This window comes from Tahibacter soli, assembly GCF_025717065.2.
In the GTDB taxonomy this organism is placed as follows: Bacteria; Pseudomonadota; Gammaproteobacteria; order Xanthomonadales; family Rhodanobacteraceae; genus Tahibacter; species Tahibacter soli.
The window spans coordinates 187,849-202,348 of record NZ_JAOVZO020000018.1 but is presented as its reverse complement, the minus strand read 5'-3'; the positions used below and the strand labels follow the sequence as shown (position 1 = coordinate 202,348).

Below are 14,500 nucleotides of genomic sequence, written 5' to 3'. Positions count from 1 at the left end.
ATCCGAACCCGACGACGCGAAACGCCATGCAGAAACTCAGTCACTTCGCGTTCGGTCTGATCTGCGCCGTCGCCTGCGGCGCCCATGCCGCCGAACCCGTGCCGCCGTCGGCGCGCGTGATCGAGGCGCTCGTCGCCGGCACCGACGCGCGCGCCGCGATCGCGCAGGCGCAGCGTGACGGCGCGCCGCCCCCCGCCGCGAAGATCGTCGCGGACGACGGCGCGTTCGCCGGCTACGCGCGACGTCTCGCGCGCGCCGGTGCGCTCGCCGGCGCCGTGCGGGACGGCGCCGCGCCCGACGCGTTGCGCGGCGCACTCGACGACCTCGCCGCGCAGCGCCTGCTCGTCGACGCGCGCATCGCCGCGATCGACGCGCGCGTCGCGACGCTGCCGCCGCCCGCCGCGACGCGCTGGACCGCGAAGAAGGCCGCGCTCGCCGCGGCGCTCGCGCGCGACGACGCGGCGCTCGCGCGGGCGCGTCAGGCGCTCACGTCGGTCAAGCGCGCGGGGCAAACCGCACAGCTGGCCGATCTCGTCGATGCGGCGTCCGCGAGCGCCGCGCAGAACGCCCCGTCGATCTACGGCGCGAACCTGCCGGTGCATCGTCCGCGCCTGCCGGCACGCGAACCGGTGCTGCTGCCGGCGGTCGTGCCGGCGTACGCGAACGCGGCGGAAGACGTCGCGCCGACCGCCGACGACGTGATGGAAGCCGACGACGCGCCGCTGTCGGCCGATATCCGCTCGAAAGCCGCGAGCCTCGGCCACGACTATGCGCGCATCGCCGACTTCGTGCGCAGCGAAGTGCGCACGCAGTGGTACGCCGGCGCGCAGAAAGGCGCAAAAGGTACTTTGCGCACGCTGTCCGGCAACGACGTCGACCAGGCGAGCCTGCTGATCGCGCTGCTGCGCGCGTCGCTCGCACCCGCGCGCTACGTCGAGGGCGTCGTCGAGGTGCCGGTCGCCGACCTCGCGGCGTCGCTCGCCGTTCGCGCCGACAAGATCGGCCAGGCGCTCGCCGCGGCCGGCGTCGCGCACAAGCCCGTCGTGCGCGGTGGCCGGATCGCCGCGTACGCGATCGCGCACGTGTGGGTCGACGCGTACCTGCCGCTGACGAACTATCGCGGCACGAGCGCCGATCTCGACGGCAGGACCTGGCTGCCGCTCGCACCGGCGCTCAAGCCGCACCGGTTCGTGCCCGCGCGCGGCGCGCTCGCCGCGGCGAACGTCCCGGCGCGCGCGTTCGCCGACGCGACGATCGCCTCGGTGCAGACGCAGGCGCCGCTCGATCGCCTGCGCGACACCGTGACGCAGACGCTCGCGCAGGCTTCGCCGCCGCTCGCGTACGACGACCAGCTCGCGCGGCACGGCGTCGACGCGCCGCCGCTCGAAGTGCTGCCGGCGAGCCTGCCGGCGGCGAGCCTCGCGGTGACCGGCGAATTCGCGCGGCTGCCCGAACGCCTGCGCCAGCACGTGCGCATCGTCGTGCGCGGCGCGGCCGATGCCGCGCTCGTCGACGCGACGCTGCCGCTCGCCGATGTCGCCGACCGACGCGTCACGCTCGCGTACGAGCCGGCGTCGATCGAGGACGGCAATATCGCCGATCGCGCCGGCGGCTTGGGTGCGGTGCCGCCGTCGCTGATCGAGGTGCGTCCGGTGCTGAATGTCGCGGGCATGCCCGCGCGGCACGGCACGGGCGCGCTCGAGAACGGCGCGACCCATCGCGTCGAGGTGACGTTCGACGGCCCGGCCGGCAGCGCCGCGCCGATAGCGCAGGACGTCGTGGCCGGCGGCATGGCGTCGCTCGTCGTCGACGCGCAGGCCGATCGTCCCGCGCAGCAATCCGACGACGTCGTGCTGCCCGGCGAGAGCGAAACCGCCGCGGCGCGCGTGCTCGGCAATCTCGGCGCGCGCTATCTCGCCTCGTGGGACGACGCCGACGACGAGCTCGCGCGGCTCGCCGGTGTCGGCGTGGTGCGGCCGTTTCCGGCGCTCGCGTTCGTCATCAATCGCTATGCGGTCGCGCGCGTCGGCGGCGTGGTCGACGGCATGGCGTGGCAGGGCGTCGCGCTCGACGCCGCGATGCGCCCGGCCGAAGCGTTCGCCGGCGTCGCCGACAACCGCGCCGAAGTCGACTTCACCGAACTCTCCGCGCTGCAGGGCTCGGCGCTCGAACATCGCGTGTTCGAACAGCAGTGGGCCGTCGACAGCATATCCGCCGACAGGGCGCTTGCGCTCGCGACGGCGCAGAATATTCCCGTTGTGCAACTGTCCAATTCGACCGGCGTTGCCGGCCTGAACCAGCCGCAGACTGTCAAGGACGCGATCGCGGCGTGGCTCGCACGCGGCTACGTTGTCGACGTGCCGCGCGATCCGCTGACGGTCAACGCGTGGACCGGCGCGGCGTGGCGCGTACGCGCGCTCGCGACCGGCGAGTCGGGCTGGTTCATCGCGGGCGATCTTGCCGGCGGCGCGACGACGCTGCCACCGGCGATGTGGTACTTCCAGAATCTCGTCGAACTGCTCGGCAACGCGTACGGCGAACCGCCGAACGACGATCCGCTCGCCGCCGCGCTGATGTCGGTCGACGCCGCGAGCCAGGACCAGGACGGCGTCGCCGGAACGCTGCTGGCGCGACCGCTGCGCGTGGTCGTCGCCGATGCGCGCGGACGGCCGGTGCGCGGCGCGTCGGTGACGTTCGCGATGCAAGTGGGCGCGTCGCGGCTCGTCGGTCCGGAAGGCGAAGGCGCGACGATCACCGTCGCGACCGACGCGCGCGGCATCGCAGAGGCGCGGCTGCGGCTCGACACGACGCTCGGCGAGGTCGGCCGCTATCGCCTCGAACCCGACTGGGAGTATCCGCAGTTCTTCGGCGCGGCAGTCGTCGACGTCAGCGCGCCGACACGCGCCGGACGCATCGGCGTCGGCGAGCCGATCCGCGCGTGGATCAAGCCGGACGCGCCGGCGAAACTCGTGTTCGGCAACACCGAGCCGCCGACGCTGTCGGTCGGCATCGCCTCGCGGCCGCTGACGGTCGCGGTCGCGGACCAGTACGACAACGACATCGCGAACGCACCGATCACCATCGACGCGTCGACGGCGTTCCGCGATCTCGCGTGCGGCGATCCGGGTATCCAGATTCCGGACACGATCGACGCGGCGCTGGCGACGATCGGCCAGTGTCCCGTCGACGCGCCGATCCTGACCGGCAACGGCTGCGCGACGCCGAGCGTGACGCTCGCGTCGCGCTCGTTCGGCGCCCCGTTCCTGCTCGTGCCGCCGAACGCGGCGCCGGCGACGGTGACGCTCGTCGCGACCGCCGGCAGCGCGACGCAATCGCTGACGCTGCGCACCGGCGAGGCGTACGAGAGCTGCGACAGCCACGACTACCTGATCCAGCCGTGGCTGTACACGCGCACGCACGGCCTCGTTCCGTCCGACCGCAACGTCGCCGACCTGATGGAAGCGGCGCGGCCCGGCGAGCTCGCGCCGTATCCGCTGCGCGTCGACCTCTACGACGCGACGTATCGCAACGGCCGCGTGAACGTCGTCGAGTGGCAGCCCGTCGTCGGCGCCACGCTCGACTTCGATTTCGCCAACGGCGGCGGCGAGAACGTGCGCATGACGGCGCCGGGCACGTATCTGTACGACCTGCGCGGCGGCCCCGAACCCGGACGCATCACCGGCACCTACCGCATCGTCGAGGCCGGCGGCCGCACGATCGCCGCGAAGAAGGCGGCGCGCGCCGACAGCCTGCAAGGCTGGACCGTCGATCCGCGCCAGCCGGCCGTGTCGCCCGACTTCATCGGGCTGAACGCGTTCTCGGCGACCGAGCACGACGTCACACTGACCGGCGCGTTCAAGCCGGACGACTACTACGCCTCGCCGGTGCGCATCGAACTGTTGAAGAACGACGAAGTCGTCACCGAGTGCGGCAACCCGCGCGACAACAGCGACGTCGGCTGCACGATCTCGCGCGGCTTCGTCGTCGAGCGCGACGCGACGTACAAAGTGCGCACGGTGCTCAACGACGACACGCCGTTCCGCATGGTGTCGGCGTCGACGACGCTCGCGTTCGGACAGGGCGTCGTGGCCGGCTACGGCGTCATCGCGGCCGGCGCGAGCGATACGCTGCCGGGCAGCGGCGGCGGCACGGGCGGCGGCGTGCCGGCCGATATCTCCGGGTTCCTCAGCGGCAATTTCCCGAAATCGATTTCTCTCAATCAGGACATCGATATTCCGTCGGGCTACGTCTGCTCGACCGGCGCGCGCTTCGGCTACGTGCTGGCGCAGCCGGCGCGCGTGACGCTGAAGTTCAACCCGCTCGACGCGCAAGGCAACCCGTCGACGATCGCCGAATACGTGCAGATCGCGAACGAACAGCGCGACGAAGGCCTGCACGACACGACGATCGAACCGAACCGTCTCGGTCCCGGCGACTACGCGTACACGCTCGAGGCGACCGCTGCCGACGGCAAATACGAAAAGTATACCGGCCGCATCTCGAACAACATCGAACGCCACGACGCGCTGCCGCTCGCGCACAGCATCGTCAAGGGCGTCGACGTGTTCAGCGGCAACGCGACGCTCACGGAGGAAGACATCGCGCTCGCCGGCCGCGGCCCGGGCCTGCGCCTCGTGCGCACGTACGCGAGCCATCAGGGCGGCGCCGATCCGGGCTTCTTCGGCAGCGGCTGGTCGGTCGATCTCGACAACCAGGTGCGCACGACCGGCTGCGACGAACGCATCATGACTGGCGGCACGGGCCAGGGGCAGCGCTTCCGGCCGGTCGGGATCGAACCCGACGGCGCGCGACGCTTCGAGGCGCTGAACGGCTATCACGGCGTGCTGATCCAGCGCGCCGGCGCGTACGACTACTACGCCAAGGACGGCACGCGGCATCACTTCGCCGAGGCCGACGTCGCCGGCCCGCGGCTGTCGTACGCCGAAGACACGAACGGCAACCGCGTCGTCTACACCTGGGAGCGCAACGACGGCGAACCGCGCGTCGTGCGCATGAGCGACAGCGCGGGCCGGCAGATCGACCTCGGCTACACGCGGCGCGTCGTGACGGCGCCGATCAACGGCGTGCCCGTCGAGCAGCACTACACGATGCTCGCGAGCGCGCGCGGCCCCGACGGCATCGAGATCGCGTACGACTACGACGCGAACGGCAATCTGTCGAAAGTGACTCGCAAGGACGGCAGCGGCCTCGGCACGCGCGTGAGCCTGTACGAATACCGCGACTACGGCTGGCAGGCCGTCGGCATGGGCGACCGCCTGACGGTCAAGCGCTTCGGCTATCGGCTGACGGCCGCGCGCGACGGCATGACGCAGCTTGCGCGCACGTACGAGTACGAACTCGGCTGGTCGGTCGCGCGCAGCGGCGGCGAAGACTGGCTCGAACCCGAGCAGCGCGCGAAGACGTTGACCGAACCCGATCTCGGCGTCACGCAGTTCGCGTACGACGGCATTCGCGGCAGCGGACCGGTGAACACCGAGGTGCTCGACGCGCGCGCGAAGCGCACGCGCTACGAGATGAACCGCTACGGCGCGACCGAGCGCGCGGCCGATCCCGCCGGCGTCACGCAGACCGAATGGAATCTCGCCGCGATGCAGCCGGCGCGCGTGACCGATGCGCTCGGCACCGTCAGCGCGTACGAATACGACACGTTCGGCAACAAGACGCGCGAGACGATCACGCGCAACGCGCAGGTGCTTGCGCGCACGTGGACCTACGTGCCGCCGGCGCAGTTCGCGGCGCCTTACATCAACAATCGCGTGAACACGGCAACCGACGCGCGCAGCATCGTCGCCGGTTACGGCTACGACGCGCGCGGCAACGCCACGCGCGTCGCGCGCGGCGGCGTCGAGGAAACGTTCGGCTACGCCGCGAACGGCGACCGCGCGACGCGCACCGATGGCCGCGGCAAGGTGTGGAAGTTCCGCTACGACGCGAACGGCAACCCGAGCGAAACCGAAGACCCGCTGGCCAACGTCACCGCGACGCGGCACGACGCGCGCGGCCGCAAGCTCGCGCAGACCGACGCGAACCGCAACACCACGACCTGGGCCTACGACGCGCGAGACCGCGTCGTGCGCGTGCAGTATCCCGCGACCGACGCCGGCGCCGCCGTCGAGACGACGACGTGGAACGACACGCAGCGCTCGCGCCGCGTCGTCAACGCGCGCAACGTCGCCACCGTCACCACGTTCGACGAGATGGGCCGCGTGCTCGACGAGCGCAGCCCGATCGGCGCGATCGTCAACACGTACGACAAGAACGGCAACGTGCTGACGACGACCGACCGTGAAAACCACACGACGACGTTCGTGTACGACGACGCGAACCGCCTGGTCGAAAAGCACGAGCCGGAAAACCGCACGACGCTCTACGCGGTCGACGCGCTGGGCCACGTCACGCGCGAAACCGTCGGCGACCGCGTCACCGAATACGTCTACGACGATCCGGAGTACCGCCGCACGCAGTTGCGCCGCAAGCTCGACAGCGAAAGCGGCACGACGTGGGTCGAAGAAACCACGCGCTACGACGGCAACGGCAACGCGATCGAAAGCATCGACGGCGAAGGCCGTTCGACGACGCGCACGTTCGATGATCGCGACCGCCTGATGGTCGAGACCGCGCCGCTGGGTCGCGTCGTACACCACGAGTACGACGGCAACGACGCGAAGACCGTGGAGACGCGCGAGAACCCGCGCGGTTCGGGCACGCAGGTGCGTCGCATCGCGTACGACGACGCGGGCCGTCCGACCGCGACGACCGATGCGCAGGACGGCACGCGGCGCCAGACCTACGACCCGGCCGGCAACGTGATCACGCGCACCGACGCGCGTTCGAGCGTCACGACGCTGCGCTACGACGCGCGCAACAACCTCGTCGAGCAGATCGGCCCGGAAGCGGGTCAGCGCGTGGTGTTCGGCTACGACCGGCGCAACAACAAGACGAGCGAACGGCGGTCGAACGGCCGCGTGCTGGCGTACACGTACGACAGCGCCGATCGCCTGACGCGCACCGAAGACGACGACGGCCTGGTCGAAGAACGCGTGCTCGACGGCGACGGCCTCGTCACGCAGCAGCGCGACGCCGACGGCCGTCGCACGACGCAGACGTACGACGCGCTGCATCGTCCCCACACGCAGACGCTGCCGGGCGCCGACTCGCGCACGATCGTGACGGTGCACAACATTCACGGCGATCTCGAATCGCAGACCGATCCGCGCAGCTTCGCCACGTTGCACACGTACGACACGCTCGGCCGGCGCACGAGCACGACGTATCCGCCGGTCGACGGCACGGCCGCGACTACGCGTACGACGTACGACAAGGCCGGCAACGTGATCGCCGAAACCAACGGCCGCGGTCAGACGACGACCTACACGGTCAACGCGCTGAACCAGCGCGAGCGGCAGACCGATCCGACGACGCCGGACGGCGACTTCGAGCAGCGCTGGACGTACGACGCGCTCGGCAACGTGCTCACGCACGTCGACCGCCGCGGTGTGCTCAGCGTCACCGCGTACGACAAGGAAAACCGCGCGATCGGCCACGCGCGCGACGGGCGCATCCTCGACACGCTGACGCGCGATGCGGAAGGCAACGTGACGATGCTGCGCGACGCGCTGGGCCGCGAAACGCGCACGGTGTACGACAAGGCGAACCGCAAGACGCGCGAGACGCGGCCGCTTGAGGCGCAATCGTCGTGGACGTATACGCCCGAAGGCGATATCGAAACGGCGACCGACGCCGACGCGCGCACGACGAGCTACACGTACACGAAGCGGCGGTATCTCGAAACGCAGACGCTGGCCGGCGAAACGACGACGCACGCGTACAACGGCAGCGGCCAGCCGACGCAGCGGCAGCGGCCGAACGGCAAGACGTGGACGTTCGCGTACGACGAGGCGGGAAGGCTCGAGTCCGTCGAAGATCCGCTGAGTCACGTCACGACGTACGGCTACGACGCGGCGAACAACCGCACGTCGATCGAGGACGCGAACCACCGAATCACGACGTTCGCGTACGACGCGCGCAACCGGCTCGCGGGCAAGACGTATCCGGGCGGCGCGGCATATGTGTGGAAGTACGATGCCGATGGCAACCAGACGTCGATCGACACGCCGAACGGTCGCACGATTGCGACGACGTACGACGCGCTCAACCGCGCGCTGACGACGACGTACAGCGGCGCGACACCGAGCGAAGCGTCGCAGACGACGCGGCACTACGACGGCAATGCGAACGTCGTGAGCGTCGACGAAACGATCGGCGGCGACACGCGAACGGAAACGCGCCGCTACGACGCGTTCGACCGCGTCGAACACGTGACCGATGCCTACGGCCGCACCGTGGACTACCGCTACGACGCGGTCGGCAACCGCACGCACCTCGTCGACCACGACGGCGCGGAAACGGTGTGGGGCTATGACGATCTGAACCGCAACACGGCGATCACGGTGCCGGGGCAGGGCACGACGACGCAGACGCAGACGAAGACCGGCAAGCTGGCGTCGATCGTTCGACCGGATGGCAGCGAGAGCGCATACAACTATGACGATGCGGGTCGCATCGACTCGATCGTGCACACGAAAGCGGGCGAGACGATCGCGAGCTACGCGTATCGCTACGACTTGAACGGCAACCGGATCGAGCAGAAGGAAACGAACGGCGGCACGACGAACGGCGAAGCGATCACGGCGTATCGCTACGACGATGCCGATCGCCTGGACCGCGTGACCGAACCGGAACGCGTGACGAACTACGTGCTCGACGCAGTCGGCAATCGCACGCGCGAAACGGCGACGGCGAACGGGCAGCCGGTCAGCGACTCGATCCTCGGCTACAACGCGCGAGACCAGCTGACGAGCCGCGCGGACGCGGTGGCGAACGTCAACGTCGTGCAGACGTACGACGACAGCGGCAATCTCAAGACGCAGACGAGCAATGGAGTTCTGCGCACGTACGACTACGACGCGCGCGACCGCATGACGCAGATGCAGGAAGGCGCGAACGCGCCGCTGACGTTCGACTACGACGCGCAGGGGATGCGGCTGAAGAAGTCGCAAGGCACGCAGACGACGAAGTACCAGTACGACCAGACGAGCCTGCTGGCGGAGACGAACGCGATCGGCAATACGCTCGCCCGATATCACTACAGCGCGACGCAGCTGATCGGCGAAACGAAGGCGGGCACGACACCGCAGCAGCGGCACTATCTGCTCGATGCGCTGCGCAGTCCGATTGCGTTGTTGACGCAGCAAGGGGCGGTAAGCGCCAGAACGCGGTATGACGCGTGGGGTGAGGTGATCGCGCAGCAAGGGACGAGCGGCGTGATCGTGACGCCGCTGCGGGATCAGGCGAATGCGAATCTGGTGGCGACGGATGAGCAGCCGGTGGGGTTCACCGGGTACATCAAGGACGGCGAGAGCGGGCTGTACTACGCGAAGGCGCGGTATTACGACTCGGCGGTGGCGCGGTTTACGACCGAAGATCCCGAAGCTGGCAAGGATATGGAGCCGCCGTCGTTGCATCGGTATTTGTATGCGTATGCAAATCCGACGGTGTACGTCGATCCGACGGGGCGTTGTGCGAACAACTGGTGCGCGGCCGGTATGGCCTATGCGTACGCGGAGACCGACGAAGAACGTCTCGTCGCGGCTCGTGCGATGGCGAACTCGAATCCCGCGCTGGGCCTAACTGTCGGAGCGGCAGTCCCGTTCGTGCAAACGTCTTTGGAATTGGGCCGTGCTCTGGGAATCGAAGGCTGGGAGCCGCCACCCGTCACTCCCGAGGTTGCGCTTGCTCAGGCGCATGCCGAAATGAGCGCTGCGCAAGAGATAGCGCTCTATGGTGCCGCGGGGTACTACCTGAAGAGTCTGGGTCAGAGTATCGGTACGAACGTACGCGACTTCAGGGATGCGAGCTCCAGCAACGACTACGTCGGCATGGGCGCATCGGGCGCTCGACTTGCCGGCAACGCGACGGAAGTAGCAGGCTTGGCTAGCGCGGCTGGCGTGGCCGGCCGCACCACGTACATCGCCTTTGAAGGCGCATCCGGCAAGACGGTGCTGAAGGCTTCGTCAAAGGTCGCTCCGACTTGGGAGCAGCGGTTGGCGATGAATGCGGAGAATGATTTTGTAGGGGATCAAATTGTCCATCCGGTTAAGGTCGTTTCTCGGCTTGAGCCACGAGTTGATGTGGCTAGCAAATTCAAATTCAAGAGTCGTGACAACGGTGCATATAGTCTCTCGTATGGGCGGTCTGATACGCATGGACTAGATGCCTACGTTGACAAGAATGGAATACTTGGATTTGAAATTAAGGCCGGTGGCGATGCAACACGACTCGGAAGTGGAAAAGATATGTTCTACAGCATGATGAGGCGTTTGCAGTCCGAGGGGGTCGAAGTCAATGGTATCAACGGACAATGGCAGGCCGGCGGGCGAAGCACTAACTACGATGGATATCATGCTGCTCGTTTGACGGGCGCGTCTGCAGAGGAAGCCGCGGCGACTACTTGGACAGGTCAACGAGCCGAAGAATTTGGATTTACGCATGTTGAGAGCGTGGAAGAAATATACAAAGGTGTGCGGGCGAAATTTAGAAAACCACCTAAGGATCCAAGCCAATGACGGAGCCAGAAGTGCCATCGGAAGAGTTCGCAAAGTGGCGGACCTTTGCGCAGGAAAAACAGTCGATCGCAGCAATGCTCCGTCAAGCAATGGAAGTGCATGGGATAGAAGCGCACAGGGCCGGGTGGGTCGCGGCAGATATATATGCAGAAAAAATTACACTCGATGATATACAGCAAATATGGAAGTGGAAGATTGGTGGTCGAGATAGCGGGTTCAGCGATGAGGAAATAGACGTGCTTCTTTCGCACCTTCTACAAGATGGGGGGCTTAGCGGGTGTCAGCCATCGGTGAATGGCAGCTCTGGACACTCAAGGTTCGGAAAATTCCTGCGTAACTCGACGGCAATCACCTGATGCGCCGCCGCCAGAGTGACGGCACGCTGCATGACGATCGCCCGCATGCACATCGTTGACGCCCACGTCGCCGGCACCTACCACGTCGTTTCGCGCTGCGTTCGTCGCGCGTGGTCACGACGTATCCGCCGGTCGACGGCACGGCCGCGACCACGCGGTCGACGTACGACAAGGCCGGCAACGTCGTCGCCGAAACCAACGGCCGCGGTCAGACGACGACCTACACGGTCAACGCGCTGAACCAGCGCGAGACGCAGGTCGATTCGACGACGCCGGACGGCGACTTCGAGCAGCGCTGGACGTACGACGCGCTCGGCAACGTGCTCACGCACGTCGACCGCCGCGGTGTGCTCAGCGTCACCGCGTACGACAAGGAAAACCGCGCGATCGGCCATGCACGCGACGGCCGTATCCTCGACACGCTGACGCGCGATGCGGAAGGCAGCGTGACGATGCTGCGCGACGCGCTCGGCCGCGAAACGCGCACGGTCTACGACAGAGCGAACCGCAAGACGCGCGAGACGCGGCCGCTTGAGGCGCAATCGTCGTGGACGTACACGCCCGAAGGCGATATCGAAACGGCGACCGACGCCGACGCGCGCACGACGAGCTACACGTATACGAAGCGGCGGTATCTCGAAACGCAGACGTTGGCCGGCGAGACGACGACGCACGCGTACAACGGCAGCGGCCAGCCGACGCAGCGGCAGCGGCCGAACGGCAAGACGTGGTTGTTCGGCTACGACGATGCGGGAAGGTTGAAGACGGTCGAAGATCCACTCGATCACGTCACGACGTACGGCTACGACGCGGCGAACAACCGCACGTCGATCGAGGACGCGAACCACCGAATCACGACGTTCGCGTACGACGCGCGCAACCGGCTCGCGGGCAAGACGTATCCGGGCGGCGCGGCATATGTGTGGAAGTACGATGCCGACGGAAACCAGATGTCGATCGACACGCCGAACGGTCGCACGATTGCGACGACGTACGACGCGCTCAACCGCGCGCTGACGACGACGTACAGCGGTGCCGGCCCGAACGAAGCGTCGCAGACGGTGCGGCACTACGACGGCAATGCGAACGTGACGAGCGTGGCCGAGACGATCGGCGGCGACACGCGAACGGAAACGCGGCGTTACGACGCGTTCGACCGGGTCGAGCGCGTAGTCGATGCCTACGGCCGCAGCGTGGACTACCGCTACGACGCGGTCGGCAACCGCACGCACCTCGTCGACCACGACGGCGCGGAAACGGTGTGGGGCTATGACGATCTGAACCGCAACACGGCGATCACGGTGCCGGGGCAGGGCACGACGGCACAGACGCAGACGAAGGCCGGCAAGCTCGCATCGATAACGCGGCCGGATGGCAGCAAGAGCGAATACGCGTACGACGACGCGGGGCGCATCGAATCGATCGCGCATACGAAGGCGGGCGAGACGATCGCGAGCTACGCGTATCGCTACGACTTGAACGGCAACCGGATCGAGCAGAAGGAAACGAACGGCGGCACGACAAACGGCGAGGCTATCACGGCGTATCGCTACGACGATGCCGATCGCCTGGACCGCGTGACCGAACCGGAACGCGTGACGAACTACGTGCTCGACGCAGTCGGCAATCGCACGCGCGAAACGGCGACGGCGAACGGGCAGCCGGTCAGCGACTCGATCCTCGGCTACAACGCGCGAGACCAGCTGACGAGCCGCGCGGACGCGGTGGCGAACGTCAACGTCGTGCAGACGTACGACGACAGCGGCAATCTCAAGACGCAGACGGGCAATGGAGTTCTGCGCACGTACGACTACGACGCGCGCGACCGCATGACGCAGATGCAGGAAGGCGCGAACGCACCGCTGACGTTCGACTACGACGCGCAGGGGATGCGGCTGGCGAAATCGCAGGGCACGCAGACGACGAAGTACCAGTACGACCAGACGAGCCTGCTGGCGGAGACGAACGCGATCGGCAACACGTTGAGCCGATATCACTACAGCGCGACGCAGCTGATCGGCGAAACGAAGGCGGGCACGACGCCGCAGCAGCGGCACTATCTGCTCGATGCGCTGCGCAGCCCGATTGCGTTGCTGACGCAGCAGGGGACGGTGAGCGCCAGAACGCGATACGACGCGTGGGGCGAGGTGATTGCGCAGCAGGGGACGAGCGGCGTGATCGTGACGCCGCTGCGGGATCAGGCGAATGCGAATCTGGTGGCGATGGATGAGCAGCCGGTGGGGTTCACCGGGTACATCAAAGACTCGGAAAGCGGGCTGTACTACGCGAAGGCGCGGTACTACGACCCGGCGGTGGCGCGGTTTACGACGGAGGATCCCGAAGCGGGCAAGGATATGGAACCGCCGTCGTTGCATCGGTATTTGTATGCGTATGCGAATCCGACGGTGTATTTCGATCCGCTGGGGAGACAGGCGTGTCGCGGGCACGAGGTCGACGATTGTCCGCTTTCCCAATGGACCCCCCCGAACAGGCCAGTTCAGCAGCGAGTAGCACCTGATGCGTTGTCGGGGCCGTCGCAACTCGTCGAAGTCGATGCCGATCGCGTGCTTGCTCTGCCCAGCTCTGCGCTGGGTCAACAGCAGCATTTGAATACCGAGAACTACCGCTTTGTTCCCTATGTCGATTCAAGTGGCGATGGTGAGGCGGTTCGTTATTACACTGCGCAAAACCAAACCAACGGTGAGTTCGACTGGGTAGTGCCGCCGGAGCAGATCGACTCATTTATCGCGAACGAGTCAAAAATGATGAACGTGGCAGCGTATAGTCGTGCGTTCGGCGGAGCCAGCGGCCGCAACATATACATTCAGCGCATGCAGCGCGACTTGATAAGGAAAGATCTTGCTGGCGTGGCTACCAACTTTGGAGAAAGCTGGAGATCTGCTGCAACCGACCCAATTTACTACCTCGAAGCTTCATCAAGTGTCGTTGCGGGGTCGGCGCTCCTTCGATCGGGAACCGTCATCGAGGGTGCTGCGGGTCGATCGGCGTTGCGAGTTTCAGCGCCAACACGGCAGGTCAAGAGTTCCTCCGGTAACCCGAGAAGTTCGAATGATTTTGCGGGCTTTGCCGACAGCGAGGCTGCGGGCTTTCACTCCCCCTTCAGGCGACTGACGTTGACCAACGACATTGATCCCGCCGCCGAAGATTTTGCCAGGCGTTTCAACGGGCAGTCGAGTGTAAAAATAGAAGGTTTTGGGGATCGTGAATTTGATATGGTGAGCGATACATACGTTGGCCAGACCTTTGGACCTAAGGTCGTTGGGGAAAAGCCAGCGTTTGAACTTAGTGGGAAGAATTTTATGAGCCAGAAGCGACGTCTACAAATTCGAGCGACCCTCGAAGCGGCCCATATAACGCAGCGAAAGGCATTGTTCGAATTCCGCGGCGGTGCGCCTGCGAGTGAAGTGAAGGATTTCATTCGGCGGAACGGCGAACGAGTTGGCGTCCGTTTCGAAATCCACACTTCGGAGTAATCCC

The 14,500-nt window shown here is 66.7% G+C and carries 3 protein-coding genes; all 3 read left to right on the top strand.

The annotated features are described in order from the left end of the window. Positions 1-26: 26 nt before the first annotated feature. The 3 genes from OD750_RS14485 to OD750_RS14475 all read left to right on the top strand — a co-directional run bounded on the left by OD750_RS14485 (position 27) and on the right by OD750_RS14475 (position 14,496). Complete coding sequence (locus OD750_RS14485; protein ID WP_263544602.1) at positions 27-10,646, top strand: RHS repeat-associated core domain-containing protein; 10,620 nt, start codon at positions 27-29, stop codon at positions 10,644-10,646. Further along, complete coding sequence (locus tag OD750_RS14480; RefSeq protein ID WP_263544601.1) at positions 10,643-11,002, top strand: hypothetical protein; 360 nt, start codon at positions 10,643-10,645, stop codon at positions 11,000-11,002. Before OD750_RS14485 ends, OD750_RS14480 begins: the two co-directional genes overlap by 4 nt. Before the next feature lie 452 nt (positions 11,003-11,454). Then, positions 11,455-14,496, top strand: a complete 3,042-nt coding sequence (locus tag OD750_RS14475; RefSeq protein WP_272841987.1) for an RHS repeat-associated core domain-containing protein — start codon at positions 11,455-11,457, stop codon at positions 14,494-14,496. The last annotated feature ends 4 nt before the right edge of the window (positions 14,497-14,500 follow it).